21 protein-coding genes are annotated in these 22291 nt (G+C 29.9%); 12 read left to right on the forward strand and 9 right to left on the reverse strand.

The window, feature by feature from the left end; translation table 11 throughout:
- Window positions 1-100 precede the first annotated feature (100 nt).
- Window positions 101-1468, reverse strand: coding sequence for a saccharopine dehydrogenase family protein (locus KV700_RS13885; RefSeq protein WP_166385832.1), 1368 nt, complete (start codon window positions 1466-1468; stop codon window positions 101-103).
- Window positions 1469-1542: 74 nt separating this feature from the next.
- Between KV700_RS13885 and KV700_RS13890 the strand changes: the two genes are divergently transcribed.
- The 5 genes from KV700_RS13890 (at window position 1543) to KV700_RS13910 (ending at window position 4687) form a co-directional block, all read left to right on the forward strand.
- On the forward strand, window positions 1543-1926 hold the full coding sequence (locus KV700_RS13890; protein ID WP_166385830.1) for a DUF423 domain-containing protein: 384 nt from the start codon (window positions 1543-1545) through the stop codon (window positions 1924-1926).
- A gap of 89 nt (window positions 1927-2015) precedes the next feature.
- Window positions 2016-3626 (forward strand): phosphoenolpyruvate carboxykinase (ATP), encoded by a 1611-nt coding sequence (gene pckA, locus KV700_RS13895; RefSeq protein ID WP_166385828.1) that lies wholly within the window; start codon window positions 2016-2018, stop codon window positions 3624-3626.
- A gap of 154 nt (window positions 3627-3780) precedes the next feature.
- Window positions 3781-4113 carry a YtxH domain-containing protein gene (locus KV700_RS13900; RefSeq protein ID WP_166385826.1) on the forward strand — a complete coding sequence of 111 codons (333 nt, stop codon included), beginning with the start codon at window positions 3781-3783 and terminating at the stop codon, window positions 4111-4113.
- 1 nt (window position 4114) lies between these two features.
- A complete protein-coding gene (locus tag KV700_RS13905; protein ID WP_166385824.1) occupies window positions 4115-4462 on the forward strand; it encodes a hypothetical protein in 348 nt (115 codons plus the stop codon).
- Window positions 4463-4486: 24 nt separating this feature from the next.
- Entirely contained in the window at window positions 4487-4687 is a 201-nt protein-coding gene (locus KV700_RS13910) for a DUF6327 family protein (protein ID WP_166385822.1), read from the forward strand.
- 18 nt (window positions 4688-4705) lie between these two features.
- Here the strand turns inward: KV700_RS13910 and KV700_RS13915 are convergent, their stop codons facing one another.
- Window positions 4706-5731, reverse strand: coding sequence for an AraC family transcriptional regulator (locus KV700_RS13915; RefSeq protein WP_166385820.1), 1026 nt, complete (start codon window positions 5729-5731; stop codon window positions 4706-4708).
- 325 nt (window positions 5732-6056) lie between these two features.
- Here KV700_RS13915 and KV700_RS13920 point away from each other — a divergent pair, with 325 nt between their 5' ends.
- Window positions 6057-6218: a DUF1328 family protein gene (locus KV700_RS13920; RefSeq protein ID WP_166385818.1), complete on the forward strand. Its 162-nt coding sequence runs from the start codon at window positions 6057-6059 to the stop codon at window positions 6216-6218.
- Between the two features lie 120 nt (window positions 6219-6338).
- Here KV700_RS13920 and KV700_RS13925 read toward each other — a convergent pair whose 3' ends face one another.
- The 5 genes from KV700_RS13925 to KV700_RS13945 all read right to left on the reverse strand — a co-directional run bounded on the left by KV700_RS13925 (window position 6339) and on the right by KV700_RS13945 (window position 15051).
- Window positions 6339-8753 (reverse strand): sodium-translocating pyrophosphatase, encoded by a 2415-nt coding sequence (locus tag KV700_RS13925; protein WP_218598241.1) that lies wholly within the window; start codon window positions 8751-8753, stop codon window positions 6339-6341.
- 274 nt (window positions 8754-9027) lie between these two features.
- A complete protein-coding gene (locus KV700_RS13930; protein WP_166385893.1) occupies window positions 9028-9561 on the reverse strand; it encodes an inorganic diphosphatase in 534 nt (177 codons plus the stop codon).
- A 129-nt stretch (window positions 9562-9690) separates the two neighbouring features.
- Complete coding sequence (locus tag KV700_RS13935; protein WP_218598242.1) at window positions 9691-12201, reverse strand: DUF5686 family protein; 2511 nt, start codon at window positions 12199-12201, stop codon at window positions 9691-9693.
- Window positions 12202-12449: 248 nt separating this feature from the next.
- Window positions 12450-13430, reverse strand: a complete 981-nt coding sequence (locus KV700_RS13940; protein WP_166385812.1) for a pyruvate dehydrogenase complex E1 component subunit beta — start codon at window positions 13428-13430, stop codon at window positions 12450-12452.
- Window positions 13431-13539: 109 nt separating this feature from the next.
- Window positions 13540-15051 carry a phosphoethanolamine transferase gene (locus tag KV700_RS13945; protein WP_218598243.1) on the reverse strand — a complete coding sequence of 504 codons (1512 nt, stop codon included), beginning with the start codon at window positions 15049-15051 and terminating at the stop codon, window positions 13540-13542.
- Between the two features lie 472 nt (window positions 15052-15523).
- Between KV700_RS13945 and KV700_RS13950 the strand changes: the two genes are divergently transcribed.
- The 5 genes from KV700_RS13950 to KV700_RS13970 all read left to right on the forward strand — a co-directional run bounded on the left by KV700_RS13950 (window position 15524) and on the right by KV700_RS13970 (window position 20638).
- The gene (locus KV700_RS13950; protein ID WP_218598244.1) at window positions 15524-16270 is read left to right on the forward strand and encodes an electron transfer flavoprotein subunit beta/FixA family protein; all 747 of its coding nucleotides are present in this window, start codon (window positions 15524-15526) and stop codon (window positions 16268-16270) included.
- 111 nt (window positions 16271-16381) lie between these two features.
- Entirely contained in the window at window positions 16382-17338 is a 957-nt protein-coding gene (locus KV700_RS13955; protein WP_218598245.1) for an electron transfer flavoprotein subunit alpha/FixB family protein, read from the forward strand.
- 332 nt (window positions 17339-17670) lie between these two features.
- Window positions 17671-18282, forward strand: coding sequence for a bifunctional nuclease family protein (locus KV700_RS13960; RefSeq protein WP_166385802.1), 612 nt, complete (start codon window positions 17671-17673; stop codon window positions 18280-18282).
- Window positions 18283-18299: 17 nt separating this feature from the next.
- Window positions 18300-19745, forward strand: coding sequence for a NupC/NupG family nucleoside CNT transporter (locus KV700_RS13965; RefSeq protein ID WP_166385800.1), 1446 nt, complete (start codon window positions 18300-18302; stop codon window positions 19743-19745).
- A gap of 68 nt (window positions 19746-19813) precedes the next feature.
- The gene (locus KV700_RS13970) at window positions 19814-20638 is read left to right on the forward strand and encodes a thymidylate synthase (RefSeq protein WP_218598246.1); all 825 of its coding nucleotides are present in this window, start codon (window positions 19814-19816) and stop codon (window positions 20636-20638) included.
- 83 nt (window positions 20639-20721) lie between these two features.
- Here the strand turns inward: KV700_RS13970 and KV700_RS13975 are convergent, their stop codons facing one another.
- Window positions 20722-21018, reverse strand: coding sequence for an isoamylase early set domain-containing protein (locus KV700_RS13975; RefSeq protein ID WP_166385796.1), 297 nt, complete (start codon window positions 21016-21018; stop codon window positions 20722-20724).
- Window positions 21019-21319: 301 nt separating this feature from the next.
- Between KV700_RS13975 and KV700_RS13980 the strand changes: the two genes are divergently transcribed.
- Window positions 21320-21814 (forward strand): dihydrofolate reductase, encoded by a 495-nt coding sequence (locus KV700_RS13980; RefSeq protein WP_218598247.1) that lies wholly within the window; start codon window positions 21320-21322, stop codon window positions 21812-21814.
- Here KV700_RS13980 and KV700_RS13985 read toward each other — a convergent pair.
- Window positions 21807-22238: a DUF6146 family protein gene (locus KV700_RS13985; protein WP_166385792.1), complete on the reverse strand. Its 432-nt coding sequence runs from the start codon at window positions 22236-22238 to the stop codon at window positions 21807-21809. The genes KV700_RS13980 and KV700_RS13985 overlap by 8 nt on opposite strands.
- Window positions 22239-22291 lie beyond the last annotated feature (53 nt).

Raw genomic sequence — 22291 nt, forward strand, 5'->3', positions numbered from 1 at the left:
TAGTTAAACGCTAAGGGCGCAAAGTGTTTTGCAAAAGACGCAAAGAAAATGACTTTTACTCCGTGAATCTCTGCGAAAATACTCTGTGTAACAACAAACTTTATCCAACCACATAATTAGGGTTATATCCCAAATAAGGAACTTCTTTCTCTATAAATTTAATTCCGTAAATTTCTAATTCCTTTAAAATAGGTTCATAAACTTCTTTTGTTATAGGTAGTAGAACACCAGGGGTTTTAATTTCTCCTTTTAAAATTTTTAAAGCAGCAATTGCAACAGGTAAGCCTACTGTTTTTGCCATGGCTGTATATGTTTGGTTTTCTCCAATAACCACTAAACTACTTTCTATTTGATGCTTTTTACCATCAATTTCATAACCAAAAAGATGCTGCATTACAATCATATCTTTATCATCTTCTTGTAAAGTCCAAGAATCTTCTAATATTTTTTGTAGCATTTGTGCAGGAGTCGCATTTTTTAATAGAATTCGTTTCTTCGGGTTAAAAAGATCAAGCTCAACTAATTTTTCCCACATTACATCATCTTGATCTATCTTTAAATAAGAACGTAATTTTAACTCAACAGAATCCGAAGGAGAATAGGCTAAAAATAAGTTTACAAAATCTCTATAACTCATGTTTTCAGAATCTTCAATAGTATAAGAATCATCGGTCATGCCTAATTGTACAAAAATGTTCCAAGCCCTAGAGAAACCCACTTTTCTAATAGTTCCTCTGTACATTGTAGGTATATTATCTAAGCCATAAACACTTCTGTATTTTAGAGAATCTCTATTGCCGTAAGCTTCAAAATTGCTATCATTAATTTTTAAAAACTCAGTTCTTCTAAATAATTTATGGTACGGAATGTATTTATAAGTACTTTCTTGAATAAACATTGCAGCACCACCTTGTCCTGCTAAAACCACGTTTCTTGGGTTCCATGTAAATTTATAATTCCATAAATTGTTATCGCTTTCTGGGGCTACTAATCCTCCACAAAAAGATTCGAATAATAACATTTTAGCACCTTGGTTTCTAATTTTATCGAGTATTTGCATGGCACTCATGTGATCGATTCCTGGGTCTAAGCCAATCTCATTCATAAGAACCAATCCTTTTTCCTTTGCAGCTTTATCTAAAGCTTTCATTTCATCAGAAACATAAGAAGCCGTAACCATGTGTTTACTAAAAAGAATACAATCTTTTGCTACCTCAATATGAAGTCTTGCGGGTAGCATAGAAATTACAATGTCAGTTTTTTCAATAAATTCTTGACGTTGTTTTTTATTAAAAATATCTAGAATAATGCTCTTTGCATTTTTATGATTATTGATAATTTTATCTGCATTAACTGTAGAAATATCTCCAATAATTATCTTTAATTTTTCTTCATCAGATTTTTCTAATAAATACTTTATTAGAAAAGAACTCGATTTTCCTGCACCAATAATTAGAATGTTTTTCATAAGATAAAAGATGTATTTTTGTGTAGCATACGAAGATACGTTAATTGTTTAAAATTTAACAAAAACCATTAAAAATGTTTAAAAATTTAATTATTACTTCTTTTTTAGGAATGTTTGCTATTGTTTTAGGTGCTTTTGGAGCACATGCTTTAAAAGAAATTTTATCTGCTACAGAATTATTGAGCTTTGAAACCGCTGTTCGTTATCAAATGTATCATGTAATTGTATTGTTATTTGTTAATACGTACGATGGATTTACTACTTCACAAAAAAATAAGATTAGTTATATTTTCTTTTTAGGAATTCTATTATTTTCAGGTTCTATTTATGCGATTCATTTAACAGCAATCACAGCAAAATCTATTTGGTTTGTTACGCCATTAGGAGGATTAACATTAATAATTGGTTGGTTTTTAATGATTATGGTATTCTTTAAGAAATTAAGGAAAAATATGTGATTTCATATTTTTTACATCAAATAGACTGCCGTTTAGAATTAAAGTGTAATTTTGTAAGCAATTAATCTATAAAAATTAAAAACATTGATATGGTAGATACAAGTACGAAATCGATTTCGTTAAATAGTCTAGGAATCAAGAATGCAACAGTTCGTTATCAGTTAACTTCAGATGAGTTACATAATGAAACTGTTAAAAAAGGGCAAGGAGTTGTGTCTTCTTTAGGAGCAATTGCTGTAAATACCGGTGAATTTACTGGGCGTTCCCCAAAAGATCGTTTTATAGTAAAAGACGAAGTAACCAAAGATGAGGTTTGGTGGAGTGATATTAACATTCCTTTTGATTCTAAAAAGTTTGATGCTTTATATACAAAAGTTGTTGATTATTTGTCTGAAAAAGAAATTTTTGTAAGAGATAGTTATGCTTGTGCAGATGAAGATTATAAATTAAATATTAGAGTTGTAAACGAGTTTCCTTGGAGCAATATGTTTGCTTATAATATGTTTTTACGTCCTACAGAAAAGGAATTAGAAACTTTTTCTCCAGAATGGACTGTAATTAATGCTCCTGGTTTTATGGCAGATCCAGAAGTAGATGGAACACGCCAACACAATTTTGCAATTTTAAATTTTAGTAAAAAAATTGCTTTAATAGGAGGAACGGGATATACTGGTGAAATTAAAAAAGGAATCTTTTCTGCTTTAAATTTTATTCTACCTGTTTATAAAAATACATTACCAATGCATTGCTCTGCAAATGTTGGTAAAGAGGGTGATACTGCTATTTTCTTCGGATTATCGGGTACCGGAAAAACAACGTTATCTACAGATCCAGAAAGAAGTTTAATTGGTGATGATGAACATGGTTGGACTGCAGAAAACACGGTCTTTAATTTTGAAGGTGGTTGTTATGCAAAAGTGATTAATTTATCAGCAGAACAAGAACCAGAAATTTTTGCAGCTATTAAAAAAGGTGCAATTCTAGAAAATGTGGTTATGGATGATAAAGGAGTTATCAATTTTGCAGATACTTCTATTACTCAAAATACCAGAGTTAGTTACCCAATTCATCATATAGAGAATATACAAATACCATCCATAGGAAAAAATCCAAAGAATATTTTCTTTCTAACTGCGGATGCTTTCGGTGTTTTGCCTCCAATTTCTAAATTAACACCCAATCAGGCAGCTTACCATTTTATTTCTGGTTATACCGCAAAAGTAGCAGGTACAGAAGCGGGAGTTACGGAACCAACACCAAGTTTTTCTGCTTGTTTTGGTGCTCCTTTTATGCCATTACATCCAACAAGATATGCAGAAATGCTAAGTAAGAAAATGAAAGATGCTGGTGTAAATGTTTGGTTGATAAATACAGGTTGGTCTGGAGGCCAATACGGAGTAGGTAGAAGAATGCCTTTAAAATATACAAGGGCAATGATTACGGCTGTTTTAAATGGCGATTTAGGAAGCTATAAATATGAAGATTATCATATACATTCTGTTTTTGGAGTTGCACAACCAAGATCTTGTCCTGGAGTGCCAACAGAACTGTTAAGTCCAAGGTCTACATGGAATAATGATGAAGCTTATTATAAGACAGCCTTTAAACTGTCTAACGCATTTAGAAATAATTTTACACAGTTTGAAGAAGCTGCAAGTGAAGACATACGTAGGGGAGGACCTCAACGATACGCATTTTAGTAGTTTTTGTTTTTTAGGAAAGCACCTCAATTTGAGGTGCTTTTTTTGTTTGCGTTAATATTAGATTTTTTTGAGTTAAGCTTAAAGGTATTAATACTGTAACTTTGTACAAGTGAAACACACATATTAGTTTAACATTAAAAAAAATAAAGACATGAGCAATAGTAGCAACACAGTAGTAGGATTATTAGCAGGAACAGTAATAGGAGCAACTTTAGGTATTTTGTTTGCACCAGATAAAGGAGTAAAAACAAGAAAAAGAATTTCTGACGAGGCTTTACATGCTAAAGATAAAATTGTAGAAACAGCAAGTGATTTAACAGACAGAGTTTCCTCTTCAGTAGTAGGTCAGAAAGAAAGTTTAGACACGCAATTAGAAAATGTAGTATCTAATGTTAGTCATAAAGCAGAAGATGTAATTTCTACCTTAGAGAAAAAATTGAAAGAACTGAAAGAACAAAATAAAAAATTACAAAAATCTGCCTAATATGAGCATATTAGATAATTTAAAAAGTTCTGCAGATACAGGAACAGATGCAAGCAAGCAGTTTATTTCTAAAACTTTTGAACATACAAAGTTAAAAGCTTTTCAAGTAACTGCTTTAACCCTTAGTATGATTATCAAACTTTTTATTATTGGAAGTTTGATAGTTTTAGGGTTTTTATTTTTAGCAATTTCTGCATCAGTAGGATTGGGACAATACCTTGGCAATGTTGCTTTTGGGTATTTGATTGTTGGATCATTCTTCTTAGTTATTTCTTTATTATCTTATTTTCTTAGAAAATCTTTTGATAAAAAAGTAATCACCATAGTATCTAAGATATTTTTTGATTAATTAATAGCACCTAAACAACACGCAATGAAAACATATAGAAGTTTTGAAGAAATAGAAATAGATTTAAAGCAGTTGTCTCTAGAAAAACAAATAGCTTTAGAACAACTTAAAATAGTGAAAAGTGATTTTGAAGAAAGTTTAAAACCGATGAACATAATAAGTAACGGACTTAGCTTTTTTGGTAAGTTTGGTACTTTAATGTTTATAAAGAAAATTTTTAAATAGCACCCTTTTATAAGGGAACTAAACCACTGTTAACAGTTTTTTCTTAAAACTGTTTGGGGTAATACCATACTTTTCTCTAAAAATTTTAGAAAAGTAACTCCTACTACTAAAACCAATACTGTAAACAATTTGAGATATATTTAAATCTGTGTTTTTTAAAAGATCTCTTGAAGACTCTAAGCGAATATGTCTTATATATTCTGTAACAGTTCTATTGTATAAAAACTTAAAACCATCTTGTAGTTTGGCTTGTGTTAATCCAGAATCTAATGAAAGATCTTCTAGAGTGTAATTTTTAGCAGGATTTTTTACAATTGTTTTACCTAGTTTACGCACAATTTTTAACTCATCCTTGGCAAGAGACTTAGGTAAAGTAACACCTTCTAGAAGTCTATTGTGTTGTTGAATATGTAAAGATAATACTTCATAAACTCTCGCTTCAATTTTTAGAATACGCAGCATTCCTTTTCCCTTTACATTTTTTATTTGCGTAATAATGTCAGCCATTTTTAAATTAAGAGTACCGTAATTTATAAATCTATGATCATGATCGGTATCTACAAAAACTTCGTATAATTTTTCATTTAATGTAGAAACGTTTGTAGTTCTTTTTTTTAAAAATTTCTTTCTAACAATCTCTATAAGATTAATTTCTACTTTTTCATTCTTAGGTAAATGGATATAATTATAACCATCTGTTTTATTGGTGAAAATTAAGGATTGAAATTGGTCTATTTTACTTTCCTTATTATCAATGCCAAATCGGTGTTTAAAAGAACCAAATGAAGGGTACATAAATCGAAGAGGATTAAATTCTGGAACTGCTTGAATTTTAAAAATAAATTCTTTGTGTAGTTTTAGATCAAAATCTAACAAGTTTACACCCCAATCGAAAGGTATAAAACGAATAGTTCCAATAGCGTTTTCATTATTAATTGTAAGTACATTTTCACTCCAATTACTATTAACAGAACCTCCTATTTTTATAGCAATTTGCTCAAGTAAATCTTTGTCACTATCAGCAATTATTTCAATCTCAATCATTGTAGCAAAGTATTTTAAAGGAACAATTATTTAATGTTCAGTTCAAAGAATAAAAATAGTTTAAATTTTAATAACAAAGTTGACTTTTTTATCAATATTTATATTTTTCTCTATTCTTATAAAAATTGTAATGGTAGTTATTAAGTATTAGAGAAAAACTTAAATGAGTTAAAATTTAGATTATATGCAATCACAACTAAAGCTTAATTGGAATATATTTGTATAACAGTTAGTTAGTTAGTTAGTTAGTTGAAAAAAAATTAGATAGATGTACATCGTTTGGCATCATTAAAGTAAGCAAGCGTTCATTTAAAATATTAAAATTATGTTACGTTGGACAGTCACTTTTATAATAATCGCATTAATAGCAGGTGTTTTAGGATTTGGAGGAATTGCAGGAGCTGCAGCAGGAATAGCTAAAATTATTTTTGTAATCTTCATTATTCTTTTCTTAATATCTTTAATTACAGGAAGAAAAAAAGTATAATTCTTATTTTAATTCCAATTAGATATTGGCATATAATACTTGTTAAAAGTAGAAAGCATCCATTTCGAAGGTTTCGAATGGATGCTTTTTTTTATGAAATGATGTGAGAATTTTTAATTATTATTTAAGAGTAACCTCTTTTTCTTTTTTTATGATATTTACAGATGTTACTTTTCCTGCTTCTTCTGATTTCTTTACAATTTCAGGAACAGTTATTTCTGTTTTTTGAATGCCTTTAGTAGTAACAATTTTAGCCGTTTTACTTGTAGTCATTGACAATTCTCCAGTAGTTTTTTTAATATCAAGCTTAACTTCTTTTTTAATTTCTTCACTATGAGCTTTTGCATCAGAATGTCCTCCTAAAATAGGGGCAATTACTAAACCAATTAAGCAAGTAAGTTTAATTAATATATTCATAGATGGCCCAGAAGTATCTTTAAAGGGATCACCAACTGTATCGCCGGTAATTGCAGCCTCATGAGCAGCAGAACCTTTATGAGTCATCTCTCCATTAATCATCACTCCAGCTTCAAAAGACTTTTTAGCATTGTCCCAAGCTCCACCAGCATTATTCTGAAATATGGCCCATAAAACACCACTTACTGTTACACCAGCCATATAACCACCTAACATCTCTGCTATCATTAAATTATCCATGCCAAATAGCATAGGTAGAAATGCAATAACTAAAGGAAAACCAATTGTTAATAAACCTGGCAACATCATTTCTCTTAGAGAAGCTTTTGTAGAAATAGCAACACATTTATCATATTCTGGCTTTCCTGTACCCTCCATAATTCCTGGAATTTCAATAAATTGTCTTCTTACTTCATAAACCATTTCCATTGCAGCTTTACCTACAGCATTCATTGCTAAAGCAGAGAATACTACAGGTACCATTCCACCAATAAACAACATGGCTAAAACGGGTGCTTTAAAAATATTAATTCCGTCTATTCCTGTAAAAGTTACATAGGCAGCAAATAAAGCCAATGACGTTAATGCGGCAGAAGCTATAGCAAAGCCTTTACCAGTTGCTGCTGTTGTATTACCTACAGAATCTAATATATCTGTACGTTCTCTTACGATAGGGTCTTGTTCGCTCATTTCTGCAATACCACCAGCATTATCTGCTATTGGTCCAAAAGCATCAATAGCTAATTGCATAGCTGTAGTTGCCATCATTGCAGATGCTGCCATTGCAACACCATAAAACCCTGCTAATGCATAAGAAGACCAAATTGCCGCTGCGAATAATATTACTGTAGGAAAAGTAGAAATCATTCCTGTTGCTAAACCAGCAATAATATTTGTACCAGCTCCAGTTGCAGATTTTTGAACAATATTTAAAATTGGTTTTTTACCTAAACCTGTATAATATTCTGTTACTGCAGATATAATACCTCCAACAAATAAACCGACTAAAGTTGCATAAAAAACACGCATTGAAGATATATTTTTAGATACATTTCCTCCTGTTTCAAAGAAATTCATTTTCATTGTTTCTGGCAACATATAGTTTACCAAAACGTAACAAGAAATGGCAACTAAGGCAATTGAAAACCAATTTCCTTTATTTAAAGCTCCCATTACTTGAGATTCTTTAGCGTTATTATCTTTAATGCTAACGAACATGGTGCCTATTAAAGAAATAATAATTCCAACACCAGCTATTGCCATAGGCAATAATATAGGACCAATAGAACCAAAATTCTTAAATATAGCAATGTCGTTTACTTCAATAATATAGTTTCCTAAAACCATTGCAGCTAAAACAGTTGCTACATATGAACCAAATAAATCGGCACCCATTCCAGCAACATCACCAACATTATCACCAACATTATCTGCAATTGTAGCAGGATTCCTCGGGTCATCTTCTGGAATACCAGCTTCTACCTTACCAACTAAATCTGCACCAACATCTGCTGCTTTGGTATAAATACCACCACCAACTCTTGCAAATAAGGCAATAGATTCTGCACCCAATGAAAAACCAGCTAATGTTTCTAAAACAATTGTCATTTTATCTACAGAAAAAGTTTCTTCTGCGCCACCCATAAAGTAATTGTAGAAAATGATAAAAAAAACGGTTAATCCTAATACAGCTAAACTGGCTACACCAAGCCCCATAACGGTACCACCTCCAAAAGATATTTTTAAAGCATTTGGCAAACTAGTTTTTGCCGCTTGTGTAGTTCTTACATTTGTTTTGGTGGCAATTCTCATTCCTATATTTCCTGCAAAAGCAGAAAAAAATGCTCCAAAAATAAAGGATACAACAATTAAAATATGTGTTGTAGGCACCATAAACGAAACTGCTGTTAAGGCTATACTTACAATAACTACAAAAATAGCAAGTAACTTATATTCTGCATTTAAGAAAGCAAGTGCTCCTTCATGGATGTAATCGGATATTTCTTTCATTTTGCCATCTCCGGCATCTTGCTTCATTACCCAGTTTTGTTTAATCCACATGTAGATTAATCCAATAATAGCCATTGCTATTGGCATATAAATCATCATTGATTCCATATAATTGTTTTTATTAAATTATTATTAAGTAAAAGTAATAAAATCAACTTAATAAAAAAAGACTATATAATTTAAAGATAATGTATTTAAAAGTTGTTTATTTTATCTATACTATGACTTATGTCAGCTTTTTTAGTAAATTCTATCAAATTTAGATATTCTTTTGCTTGTTATAATAACTATAATCAATATAAACCGTTTTGATTTTTTAAATTTTAAACAAAAAAAAGCACCTTAAAAAATTAAGGTGCTTTTTACTTTTATTGAAATTTACTTAGATAGTAAATGTTCTTTTTTTCTTGTGTTCGCTATCATCATAACGTTTAACACATTCATCATAAATTTTAATTGCTGCAGTAGCATCTCCCCAACCACCAGTATCAACTTTTTTCTTTTCTAAGTCTTTATAAACTTGAAAGAAATGCTCTATTTCTTTTAATCTGTGAGGATTTAAATCTGCAATATCTTCTTTGTTACTCCAAATAGGATCAGAAACAGGTACACAAATTATTTTTTCATCAGGACCTTTTTCATCCGTCATATAAAAAACTCCAATAGGTCTAACTTCCATAACAACCATTGGGTAGGTTGGTTGATGTCCTAAAACTAAAACGTCTAGAGGATCTGAATCTAGAGCCAAAGTTTCTGGAATAAATCCATAATCACCTGGGTACATCATAGAAGAAAATAACATTCTATCAAATCTAATTTTATGTAATGTAAAATCGTATTCGTATTTATTTCTACTTCCTTTTGGTATTTCTATAAGTACATCAAAAGTTATTGGGTTTTTTGGTTCTTTACTCATTGTCTTAGGTTCTTTCATTTTTTGGTTTTACACAAAAATAGTTATAAATTAAATTTTATTTCAGTTTTTAGGGCGTAAATTTACGCAAAGGATTTCGATTGAGTTCTTAAAAGACATCAATATCTTATTTTAAAAATTAAATAGCAATCCTGCTGTTACTCCAAATTTTCTTGCTTCAGAATTATCAAAGTAGTTTCCTCTAAAGTTAAAATCTACTCGTAATACCTTAAAAATATTAGCAACTCCAACACTGTATTCATAATAAGGTTCTTGAGAAGGAGCTGTTAAGGGTATCTGAAAACTATTAGGAGTTGTGTTTAATGCAACGTTTTTGTCAGAGATATCTCCTAAAAATGTTTTAAAACCTATTACTGTTCTTAACTTAGTCTTTTTTAATAGTGGAATTCTAGAAAAAATTCTACCATTAAAATTATGTTCTAAATGAAAGGAAGCATATCTATCTGTTACAAATTCGTAGAAATTTAGTAGGTTAAAGGTATTGTTAAACATAAAATAAGTTTGATTTCCTGGAGCAACACTTAATAAGCCTAAAGGAACTTCGCCAAAAGTTTGTCCCATTTCTAAAGAAGTTTTTAACCTTCCGAGGCCACCAATTTTCCATAATTTAAATAAGGAAACTTGCACTTTAGTATAATCAAAATCACTACCAAAAATATCTTTAGTTCCTCTTGTTATTTGGGTGAAATATTGTGTGTAATTAGTGTTTGCAGCTTCTCTCTGTACTCCAAAACCAGACATTTTTCTTTTAGGATAATAGCCCAAAGAAAAAACAGTTTCTAATTGTCTTATGTTAGATGAAATTCCAGATGGAGCGGTAACATCATTATAATCTAAACTAAAACTATCTGAAGCTGAATTTAGTGTTTTGTAATTTGCAGAAAGCTTTAATATTAAATTTGGAGTTGGTTCTATTTCTCCTGTAAGTGTAGTAATATTAATATTTGTTAGTTTGTCATTTGTACCAGTGCTAATTAATGATGAAGAACCGTCACTTCTGCCTAAAACATCTGTATTTGCGGTTAAAGTAGCTCCAATTTGTTCAATATCATTTTTCTTACCACCTGTAATTACAAATCTATTTTTTTCATTTACAAGCCATTTTGCTTGAAATCCATATTTTAAATTCTTATCTTTTAAACCATAAGCAGTATAGGCTTCTAGTCTAAATAAATCATTTGAAGATTTATAAGTTCTAGCACCAACCCTTACACGCAATCCTTCTACGTCATTATAACCAAAAGTAGAAAAAATAGGGCCATAATCTATGTTTAAAGATTCTATTTCAAAATATCCAGAATACATGGTCTGAACAGCTTTGTTGATGTTTTTAAATTTTTTAACCGTTTTTAAAGTATCTATTAATTTATAGATTCCTTTTTCGTTTTTATTGAGTTCTTCTAATCTATTATTGTCCCAAAACTCTCTAGATTTACTATATATGGAATCGTTGTTTGGGGTAAAAACTTTTTTATCATAAAAGTTTTCATCTTTTAATGGTTTATTGAAAACATAATCTTTATAAATGGTAGTTTTTTTACCATAAACTCCTCTCGATTTATCTTTTTTACTAAGTGCAAAATCAGATAATAAATAGTCTCTTTTTAAGACAAAAATAGAATCGTTTAACAATTCAAACTCTTGTTCTATATACACATCTTTTACCCAGTTTATATTGGCATTTTTTACGACTTGTAAATTAATTTCTTTTACAGCAAATGTGGAATCATTTACCCAGAAATTACCTTTAAAAGTAAGTTCATTTTGTCTTCTAGGATAGTAAATAATATTATAGCACCATTTTTTACCTATATAAGAGCTATCTGCCAAAACATAATTATAATTATTGATTCCTGTTTTAGACAATGGGCTCACAAAGCTTTTATCGAATATTTTTAAATAATTGTCATAAATATCATATTCAGCATATAAATCATCTACATAATCGATAAGTTGTTGGTCTTTACTAAAACCAGAGTTTTGGTTTGCAATTAAAACTTCTTTTTCTTTATTTACAGTATTGTCTCCATATACTTGCGTAAGATTTTCGTTTAAAAAAACAGGTAAAAAAGTTTTTCCAGTTATGCTAGAGGTATCTATATCTTTAAAAACAAATTCTAATCCTTTAAATATTTTTTTTCCTTTTAATTTTTCATCAATAGTATTTAAATCAAATTCTACTTTTTGATATTTCTTATAACTATATTGATTAAAATGACTTAAACCATTTTTACGTTTTTGAGCCCAAATTTTTCTAAGAATATCTATTGCAGGATTGTTTTTTTTGGGTTGTTTGCCTGTTGCTATTATAATTTCATCTAAAGCATCTGTTTCTTCTTCAAGTATAATTTTTAAGTTGTAGCTAATTCTGTGTTCTAAAGGTACTATTTGTGTTTTATAACCAATAAAAGAAACTTCTATTTCTTTCCAGGTTTCTTTAGATTCAAAATAAAAACCACCATTTTCATCACTCGTGGTTCCTTCTATGGAGCCCTTAAATTGTATACTGCAATAGGGAAGAGGTGTGTTGTCTGCATCTGTTATAATTCCCTTTACCTTTGTTTGTGCTAATAAAGAGATAGAAAATAATAGAGTATAAATTAAAGCGAATTTTATTTTCATTAGTAAGAATAATTCTTGATGTTTTTTTGTGAATAAATAACGTAATCGTTCATTAATTATTTCCTAGTCGGTGTATTATTTACGCCCTTACTAAAAAAAAGGTATAATGTTTGTTGTGTAGTATTTAGAAGTAGAAAATACGTGAGATTTAGATACTGTAGAAGTACTGACTGTGTAAAATTGCCAAATAAAAAAAAGACTAATAAAATATATTTATTAGCCTTTTTTATCAATTTATTGAAGTTGTCTTATTTTTTATACATTACTTCTTTTACCGCTTTTATAACGTCTTTATAATTTGGTATCCATTTCTCAAATAATACAGGAGAATAAGGAGCAGGAGTATCTGCAGTAGTAATTCTTTTAATAGGAGCATCTAAATAATCAAATGCTTCTTCTTGTACTCTGTAAGTTATTTCTGTAGAAATACTAGCAAATGGCCAAGATTCTTCTAAAATAACTAATCTGTTTGTCTTTTTTACTGAAGTTAAAATAGCAGCATGATCCATTGGGCGTACTGTTCTTAAATCAATAATTTCACAAGAAATATTTTCTTTAGCTAATTCATCAGCAGCTTTATAAGCTTCTTTAATAATTTTACCAAAAGAAACGATAGTTACATCTGTTCCTGCTCTTTTAATGTCTGCAACTCCAATAGGGATAATGTATTCTCCTTCTGGGATTTCCATTTTATCACCATACATTTGTTCAGACTCCATAAAAATAACCGGATCGTCATCTCTAATAGCTGCTTTTAATAAACCTTTTGCATCATAAGGATTAGAAGGTACAATAACCTTTAAACCTGGTGTGTTTGCAAACCAGTTTTCAAATGCTTGTGAGTGAGTTGCACCTAATTGACCAGCAGAACCTGTAGGTCCTCTAAAAACAATTGGGCAATTAAACTGTCCACCAGACATTTGTCTAATTTTTGCAGCATTATTTATAATTTGATCAATACCAACCAAAGAGAAGTTAAAAGTCATATACTCTACAATTGGTCTAAGACCATTCATTGCAGAACCAACTGCAACCCCAGCAAAACCAAGCTCAGCTATAGGTGTGTCTATAACACGTTTAGCACCAAACTCATCTAACATACCTTTAGATGCCTTGTAGGCACCATTATATTCTGCAACTTCTTCACCCATTAAATAAATGCTTTCATCTCTGCGCATTTCTTCACTCATGGCTTCACAAATTGCCTCTCTGAATTGAACTGTTTTCATCTAGTATTATTGTAATTAGTAATTTCAATTGCAAAAGTAAGGAATTATATATAAAAAAAATAGTCAAAAAAAGAAAATAATAATATCAATATTATGTTTTTATCGGTTTCTATTGAAAATGAAATATACTGGATTCTTTAGGGTATTCAAATCCTTTTATTTCAGACAAATCTAGGATGCTGTAGAAGAGGAAATCTGTGGAGATTGAATTGTTTTTGTTCAAATTAAGATTTTCTACTTTTTTAGGATTTTTTTGTTTAAAATTTTCAGAATACCAAACCAACATTGCAGGATTTTCTGAGGCTTTATGTTTTTGAGGATGAAACCATTTACCGTCTTCACCTAAAATTTCTCCATGGTCTGAAAGGTATATTAATATGGTATTCTTAGAAGATTTTTTTAAATCTTCTATAATTTTATTTAAAAAAGAATCTAAATACAAAATGGTATTATCGTAAGAATTTATAAGTGCTGTTTTAGAGGAAGATCCTACATATTTACTGGTTACTATTGGTTTGTATACGGTAGAATTTTCATCGAATCTACTATTGTAGTACCAATGACTCCCTATCATATGAAGGGTTGTTATTTTATTTCCTTTAAAATTTTTAGTAAGATCTATGTTATTTAATATTTCTAAATCTTTTTCTTTTTTAAAGCTTAAAACGGAATGGAATTTATCTATAATTTGTATTTTATCATTGGTGTTCACAATGTCTTTGTAGCTTTTTTCTAATGATTGATTTCCAATCCATGTTGTTTTAAAAGCTGCTTTGTTAAGTACATTATACAAACTAGTTGCGGTGTTTAAAGTGTCTATAATAGACTTATCTGTTAGAATTTGTGGTACGCTAATAGCGGTGTACGTTAATGGAGTATAGATATTTTTGTAACTAATTATATTTTTCTGATGCTCTAATAAAGGAGTTGTTTTCCGGTGATATCCATTTAAAGAAAGATGATCTGCTCTTACCGATTCTCCAAGAACAAAAACAATATGTAAGTCGTCTTGTGTACTTACAATATGTTTATCTACATCTTCTAAAATTAAATCTGCTTTTGCTAAATATTGTTTCACACTAAAAAATGCAGAGTACGGTAATCTTCGTTTAAGAGCGCCAAAACGATAATTTTCAACCATAAAAAATGTAATTATTCCAAGTATCGATAAAACAAATAAAGGCGATTTTATAGTATTCTTTTTAAGTTTTGTATATGTTTTTAAAATGATAAATACAGCAAGCATAGCAAGCAGTATATATATTAAAAATAGCCAACTAAATACATCTACTGCAATATCTAAATTGGTTTCAGAAATGGCTTGAATCATGCCAAAATCTATACTAATATCTTGAGTGTACACCCAAAATGATAAACAAGCACATATTAAAAATAGAATAGGAAAAAGTAGGATAAATACTCTTTTAAATAAACTTAAAATATATATAAAACCAAATACAGAAAACTGAAGTAACAGAAAATGTATTACGTAGATAAAAAATGCTTTTACAGTACCAAAAGGTACATGAACATAACAGGCAATAGTTATAAATAGAGCTACAAAGATATTTAGTAGTAAATGAAACTGAATTTCTTTTTTATAAACTTTTATTTTTTCCATTTATAAAGGGTACATATTTATTGATTAATAATAAAAGGGGATCTTTTAATAAAGGTTGAATTACAACTAAAATAACTCTTGTGTTTTTTCAATGAATCCTAAGCTTTTTAGAGTTTTCTTGATGAAAAATGCCTGCTATTATAAAAAAACGAAAGTAAACTATAAATATAATTCTCAATTAAAGAAATCTATCTCCGTAAAAAACTAGAATGATACCAAAACCTTTAATTTGGTCAATCTAATTTATTCTTTTTTGATTTGAAACTAGAGCGCTGATATTTTTTTGAAATTTTATTTTACTATTAATTTTATTTTAACTGTAAAGAACATACTTTTTTTACATTTTATTAAATAAATGTATCTTCTTAATGTGAAAAAGTTAAATAATTGAAAAAAATACTATGCATGCATAGTATTTTTTTAAAAAATTACGTATTTTCGTTGCAGATAAAAAGTATAAAAATAGAATTTTATGAAAATATTGGTTTGTATTAGTCATGTTCCAGATACCACATCTAAGATTAATTTTACAGAAAACGATACGAAATTTGATACAAATGGAGTACAGTTTGTTATTAATCCTTACGATGAATTTTGTTTAACAAGAGCCATGTGGTTTAAAGAAAAACAAGGTGCTTCTGTAACAATTGTAAATGTTGGTGGCCCAGAAACAGAACCTACATTGCGTAAAGCTTTAGCAATAGGAGCCGATAATGCAATACGTGTAAATGTAAACCCAACAGACGGATTTCAAGTAGCAAAAGAATTAGCAGCAGTTGTAAAAAATGGCGAATATGATTTAGTATTGGCAGGAAAAGAATCTGCAGATTATAACGGTCAAATGGTTCCCGGAATGTTAGCGACGTTAACAGATTTTAATTTTATAAATGGTTGTGTTGGTATAGAGGTAGACGGAACAACTGTTACTGCAACTAGAGAAATAGATGGAGGAAATGAAACTTTATCAACAAGTTTGCCTTTAGTAATTGGTGGACAAAAAGGAGTGGTAGAAGAAAAAGATTTACGCATACCAAATATGCGTGGAATTATGATGGCACGTAAAAAACCATTAGAAGTGGTAGAGCCCGTTAGTAATGAAGCGTCAACAAGTATTAAATCTTTTGAAAAACTACCAGCAAAAGGAGCAGTAAAATTAGTAGATGCAGATAATGTAGATGAGTTAATTAGCTTGTTACATAACGAAGCAAAAGTAATATAAATATAATGTGTAACAGTTTAAGTGTTAAATTGTGTAACTGTAAAAAAGATTACTCAAAAATTACACAATTAAACGAATAATAAATTATACAATTAAACAAAATAAAAATATATGTCTGTTTTAGTTTTTGCCGATTCATCGGAAGGAAAATTTAAGAAAACTGCTTTAGAAGTAGTTTCATATGGAAAAAAAGTTGCAGAACAATTAGGTACTAATGTTGTTGCACTTACAATAAATGCAAGCGATTCATCAGAATTATATACCTACGGAGCAGAAAAAGTAGTTTCCGTAACTAACGATGCTTTTAATACATTTAACGCAAAACAATATGCGGCTGTAATTACAGAAGTAGCCAAAGCAGAAAAAGCAACTGTTGTAGTTGTAGATTCTAGTATAGATGGTTTGTATGTAGCGCCAATAATTGCAGTAAATTTAGAAGCCGGTTGTGTTTCTAACGTAGTAGATGTACCGTCAAGTACAAGTCCGTTTACATTAAAAAGAAAAACATTTTCTAATAAAGCGTTTTCAAATACTGTAATTTCTACAGAACATAAAGTTATTGGAGTTGCTAAAAATTCTTATGGTGTTCATGAAAATGTAGTGGCAGGAAACACAGAAACTTTTGAAACTACAATTGTAGCACCAGGAGTAAAATCAGAAAAAATAGAAAGAGTTACTGGTAAAGTAACTATTGCAGATGCAGATATTGTAGTTTCTGCAGGTAGAGGTTTAAAAGGACCAGAAAACTGGGGGATGATAGAAGAATTATCTGAGGTTTTAGGCGCTGCAACAGCATGTTCTAAACCAGTTTCAGATTTAGGATGGCGTCCACACTCAGAACACGTTGGGCAAACAGGTAAACCAGTTGCAGCTAATTTATATATTGCCATTGGTATTTCTGGAGCAATACAACATTTAGCAGGTATCAATGCATCAAAAGTAAAAGTAGTTATAAACACAGATCCAGAAGCGCCGTTTTTTAAAGCAGCAGATTATGGTATTGTTGGTGACGCTTTTGAAGTAGTACCAAAATTAATCGAAAAATTAAAAGCTTTTAAAGCATCTTAATTATAAATAATTACTTTTTTGGGCGTGCCCAAATTATTTAAAGTGAAATATTAGAAACTTATCAGAAATAAAATTTTGATAAGTTTTTTTATCAACTTTTATCAAAGTCAAAATAATTTCGTCAGGCTTTCCGCACTCGCTTTTTTATTTTAAAAGAAAAATAAAAAGAGCTCAAACAGGTGCTTCAATCCTTCACGCAAGAGTAAAACTCACTTTTTTGAGAAATATCAGCATTAACCTATTATTTTTATTAAATTGTGCCCCTCTAAAAGTTTGTAAAAATGACTTCAAAAAGTTTTGCAAATATATTTTAGTTTTACGTAAATAAATTTATGAGTTTAATACAATTAACTATAAAGGGTATTTCTTACAGTCAAACTCAGAGTGGTGCTTATGCGCTGGTTTTGAGTGAGATGAAAGGTACAAGAACTTTACCTATTATTATTGGAGCCTTCGAAGCACAATCTATTGCAATTGCTTTAGAAACAGAAATTAAACCTCCAAGACCACTTACACACGATCTCTTTAAAACATTTTCAGACCGCTTTTCTGTCACAGTAAAAGAGGTAATTATCCATAAATTAGTAGATGGTGTATTTTTTTCTAGCCTAGTTTGCGAAAAAGACGGTGTAGAAGAAATCTTAGATGCTAGAACTTCAGATGCAATTGCAATAGCAGTTCGTTTTCAAGCACCAATTTATACTTATGAAAATATTTTAGAAAAAGCAGGTATTTTTCTAAAGATAGAAGAAGAATTTGGTATTGAAGATACAGAAGAATCTGAAGAAGACGCTTTAGACATAGATGCGTTAATAATTAAAAAAGAATCTTCTTTTTCTGACGTTAGTTTAGAAGCGCTTCATGACCAATTAGACAATGCAGTTTCTGATGAAAACTACGAATTAGCTGCAAAAATTAGAGACGAAATAAGTAAACGCTCTTAATAGTATACATCTACATTATGAAAAAAATATTTATTGTTGTTTTTTGTCTGTTATCAATTTCCGTTTTTTCTCAGAATACAGAAACAGTTTCAGCTATAAATGAAATTATACCTAGTCAAGGTTTTTCTTTTAGCAGTTTATGGAGAGGAGTTTTAGGAATGTTTTCATTAATATTGATCGCTTTCTTATTTAGTGCCAACAAAAAAGCCATCGATTGGAAAAAGGTAGCCATTGGTTTGTTTTTACAATTAATAATAGCAATTGGAGTTTTAAAAGTTGAATTTATACAGTCTATATTTGAATTTGTAGGAGGTATCTTTATTGAAATATTAGCTTATACAAAAGCAGGTAGTGAATTCTTATTTGCAGGTATTGTTGGAGATATGAATAAATTTGGATACATATTCGCTTTCCAAGTATTGCCAACCATTATTTTCTTTTCTGCTTTAACATCATTATTATTTTATTTAGGAATTATTCAAAAAGTAGTAAAAGTTTTAGCAATTGTATTGTCTAAATTTTTAGGGATATCAGGTATGGAAAGTCTTTCTGTAGCTGGTAATATTTTTTTAGGACAAACCGAAGCGCCACTTCTAATTAAAGCTTATTTAGAAAAAATGAATAAGTCGGAAATGCTATTGGTAATGATTGGTGGTATGGCAACTGTTGCAGGTGCAGTATTGGCAGCTTACATTGGCTTTTTAGGTGGTGGAGATAAAGAATTAGAATTGGTTTTTGCAAAACATTTATTAGCAGCCTCTGTAATGGCGGCACCAGGAGCTATTGTAATTTCTAAAATATTATATCCACAAACGGAAGAAGTAAATTCTGATGTTACTGTTTCTCAAGAAAAAATAGGTGCAAATATATTAGACGCCATTGCAAATGGAACCACAGAAGGTTTACGTTTAGCTGTAAATGTAGGAGCAATGCTTTTAGTTTTTGTAGCTATAATTGCAATGTTAAATGGTATTTTAGGAGCCGTTGCATCTTTTGATGGTTTTACAATAGAATTTTTAAACTTAGAATGGCATTTTGTTTCTGTAAACGAACTTATCGCAAATAACACGCTTTATGACGGTCTTTCTTTAGAGTTTATTTTAGGATATATATTTGCTCCTTTAATGTGGCTTATTGGTGTGGCTAAAGAAGATATGGCTTTAATGGGGCAGTTGTTGGGTATAAAATTGGCTGCAAGTGAATTTGTAGGTTATATTCAGTTAGCAGAATTAAAAAATGTTGCAAGTGCAACGCATTTAACATATAACAAATCTATAATTATGGCAACTTACATGTTGTGTGGGTTTGCAAATTTTGCGTCTATTGGTATTCAGATAGGAGGTATTGGATCTTTAGCACCAGGACAACGTAAAGTTTTGTCAGAATTTGGAATTAAAGCTTTAATTGGAGGTACCATTGCTTCTTTAATGTCTGCAACTATTGCAGGTATGATTATAGGTTAAAAAGTGTAATCGTGTAATTGTTTATTTTTTTAAACGTTTACATGAATAAACAAATAAAGGAATAAATAATGCAGCAATATCACGATTTAGTAAAGCACGTTTTAGAAAACGGAAACGAAAAAGGAGATAGAACAGGCACGGGAACAAAAAGTGTTTTTGGGTATCAGATGCGTTTCGATTTAAGTGAAGGTTTCCCTATGGTTACGACTAAGAAGCTACATTTAAAATCTATTATTTACGAATTACTTTGGTTTATAAAAGGAGATACAAATATTAAATATTTACAAGAAAACGGTGTTAAAATCTGGGATTCTTGGGCTGATGAAAATGGAGATTTAGGTCCGGTTTACGGGCACCAATGGCGTAATTGGAATAGTGATGAGGTAGATCAATTAAAAGATGTAATAACTACTTTAAAGACCGATCCAAACTCAAGAAGAATGTTGGTTTCTGCTTGGAACCCTTCTGTTTTACCAGATACTTCTGTGTCTTTTTCAGAAAATGTAGCCAATGGAAAAGCAGCTTTACCGCCTTGTCATGCTTTTTTTCAGTTCTATGTAGCAGATGGTAAGTTATCTTGTCAACTATATCAAAGAAGTGCAGATATCTTTTTAGGAGTGCCTTTTAATATTGCTTCTTATGCATTGTTTACAATGATGATTGCGCAAGTTTGTGGTTATGAAGCAGGAGAGTTTATTCATACTTTTGGAGATGCTCATATTTATAATAACCATAAAGAACAATTTAAAGTTCAGTTGGCTAGAGATATAAGGCCTTTACCAAAAATGAAGATGAACCCAGCAATAAAAAATATCGAAGATTTTACTTTCGAAGATTTTGAGCTGATAGACTACAATCCTCACCCTAATATTAAAGGAAAGGTTGCCGTTTAGAAATAAAACTTACATTATAACAAAACAAAAAAGAGCTTTCAATAATAATTGGAAGCTCTTTTTTTATATCAATAACGCTGTTATTATAAATTTAACACGCTGTTTTCTGCTCCTGCAAAGTCATTCCAAGCAAGCCCATCTGCTTCTTGTTCGTTTGTATAAGTACCATCTATTAAGTATTTAAACTCGTAAGATTTTCCAGATTCTAAATCTATTGTACCTTTAAAAGACCCATTTTTCAATTTCTTTAAAGGAGCTGATTTTTCATTCCACTCATTAAAGCATCCTACTACCACTACTTTTTTAGCTTCTTCAGCAGGTACCGTAAAAGTTACTTTACAAACTGGTTTGCTTTTCAAAAATTGTTTTTTAATTGCCATAATTATATAATTAAAAATTTTAAGTAAAAATATGTAACTACTTGGTTATAAACATCATTATTTTGTTAGAATATAAAAGAATTATCAGTTTAGTAAAATGGTTATATAAATTATTGATAATTCAAAATGAAAGGGAATTTAAATTATTGTTTATATAAAATAATACTTATTTCTTTCTGCTTGATTTTCAGTGTTTTCTGTTCGAAAACGTATTCGTAAATATGATATGTTGATTTAAAGTGCCTTTAAAACGTCTAATCTTAGTATAAATATTCTAATTTTGTTAAAATTTTAGGATTCTATGATTACAATTATAGCAGCAATTGCAAAAAATAATGCTTTAGGAAAGGATAATGACTTAATTTGGCATTTACCAGCAGACTTAAAAAGGTTTAAGAAGGTTACATCTGGACATCACATTTTAATGGGTAGAAATACTTTTGAATCTATAGGGAAACCTTTACCTAACAGAACTACAATTATTATCACCAGAAATAAAGAATATTTTAAAGATGGGTGTTTAATCGCAAATAGTATAGAAGAAGCTATAGAGATGGTAGAAAATAAAGATGAAATCTTTATAATTGGTGGTGCTCAAATTTATAAAGAAACTATAGAGAAAAACTTGGCAGATAGATTAGATATTACTTTAGTACATCATGAATTTGAAGCAGATGTTTTTTTTCCTGAAATAGATTTAACCATTTGGGAAGAAGCTTCAATAGAAAATTTTATTGCAGACGAAAAGAATAAATTTGATTTTAGTTTTGTAAGTTACACGAAAAAAACTATCTAATTCTACTAGAAAATCCACCACCCAAACTCATTTTATACTTTTGCTGAGCAAATAAAAAGTAATTAAATAACTTGTAGTTTACCTCGTAACCGTAATCTATAGTAGATTGGTAGTCAACGATGTTTTCATAGATATTAGCATTGAACTGAATAGGATTTCTAGCTCTGTTATTCCATTCTAAAATCCAAGTTCTATTTCTAGCCTCTAGGTAGTTTTGAGAATAATAACCTTCTGGTTTCGCTACGGAGGCTAAAAAGGCATTAAAACCAGGGTCTATAATAATTACTTCGTATTCTAAACTATCATTTGCAATAACAACAGGTTTTTCTTCTGTAGTTGTATTCTTTTTTATGGGTGATGAACCACAAGCATAAAGAAACAATCCAAAAGAAAAAAGAATAAGAAGTTGTTTTAATAGTTTCATAATCAATCATTTTAATTAGAGTAAAGTTGCGAAAAATATTCTAAAATAGGTTG

This window comes from Polaribacter sp. NJDZ03, assembly GCF_019263805.1.
Classification (GTDB): domain Bacteria; phylum Bacteroidota; class Bacteroidia; order Flavobacteriales; family Flavobacteriaceae; genus Polaribacter.

Coding starts and splice junctions, on each gene's coding strand:
- KV700_RS13980 (WP_218598247.1), top strand. CDS start 21,320: ATGATTACAATTATAGCAGCAATTGCAAAAAATAATGCTTTAGGAAAG.
- KV700_RS13925 (WP_218598241.1), bottom strand. CDS start 8,753: ATGGAATCAATGATGATTTATATGCCAATAGCAATGGCTATTATTGGA.
- KV700_RS13950 (WP_218598244.1), top strand. CDS start 15,524: ATGAAAATATTGGTTTGTATTAGTCATGTTCCAGATACCACATCTAAG.
- KV700_RS13910 (WP_166385822.1), top strand. CDS start 4,487: ATGAAAACATATAGAAGTTTTGAAGAAATAGAAATAGATTTAAAGCAG.
- KV700_RS13890 (WP_166385830.1), top strand. CDS start 1,543: ATGTTTAAAAATTTAATTATTACTTCTTTTTTAGGAATGTTTGCTATT.
- KV700_RS13935 (WP_218598242.1), bottom strand. CDS start 12,201: ATGAAAATAAAATTCGCTTTAATTTATACTCTATTATTTTCTATCTCT.
- KV700_RS13965 (WP_166385800.1), top strand. CDS start 18,300: ATGAAAAAAATATTTATTGTTGTTTTTTGTCTGTTATCAATTTCCGTT.
- KV700_RS13905 (WP_166385824.1), top strand. CDS start 4,115: ATGAGCATATTAGATAATTTAAAAAGTTCTGCAGATACAGGAACAGAT.
- KV700_RS13940 (WP_166385812.1), bottom strand. CDS start 13,430: ATGAAAACAGTTCAATTCAGAGAGGCAATTTGTGAAGCCATGAGTGAA.
- KV700_RS13920 (WP_166385818.1), top strand. CDS start 6,057: ATGTTACGTTGGACAGTCACTTTTATAATAATCGCATTAATAGCAGGT.
- KV700_RS13975 (WP_166385796.1), bottom strand. CDS start 21,018: ATGGCAATTAAAAAACAATTTTTGAAAAGCAAACCAGTTTGTAAAGTA.
- KV700_RS13955 (WP_218598245.1), top strand. CDS start 16,382: ATGTCTGTTTTAGTTTTTGCCGATTCATCGGAAGGAAAATTTAAGAAA.
- KV700_RS13945 (WP_218598243.1), bottom strand. CDS start 15,051: ATGGAAAAAATAAAAGTTTATAAAAAAGAAATTCAGTTTCATTTACTA.
- pckA (WP_166385828.1), top strand. CDS start 2,016: ATGGTAGATACAAGTACGAAATCGATTTCGTTAAATAGTCTAGGAATC.
- KV700_RS13985 (WP_166385792.1), bottom strand. CDS start 22,238: ATGAAACTATTAAAACAACTTCTTATTCTTTTTTCTTTTGGATTGTTT.
- KV700_RS13900 (WP_166385826.1), top strand. CDS start 3,781: ATGAGCAATAGTAGCAACACAGTAGTAGGATTATTAGCAGGAACAGTA.
- KV700_RS13930 (WP_166385893.1), bottom strand. CDS start 9,561: ATGAGTAAAGAACCAAAAAACCCAATAACTTTTGATGTACTTATAGAA.
- KV700_RS13915 (WP_166385820.1), bottom strand. CDS start 5,731: ATGATTGAGATTGAAATAATTGCTGATAGTGACAAAGATTTACTTGAG.
- KV700_RS13970 (WP_218598246.1), top strand. CDS start 19,814: ATGCAGCAATATCACGATTTAGTAAAGCACGTTTTAGAAAACGGAAAC.
- KV700_RS13885 (WP_166385832.1), bottom strand. CDS start 1,468: ATGAAAAACATTCTAATTATTGGTGCAGGAAAATCGAGTTCTTTTCTA.
- KV700_RS13960 (WP_166385802.1), top strand. CDS start 17,671: ATGAGTTTAATACAATTAACTATAAAGGGTATTTCTTACAGTCAAACT.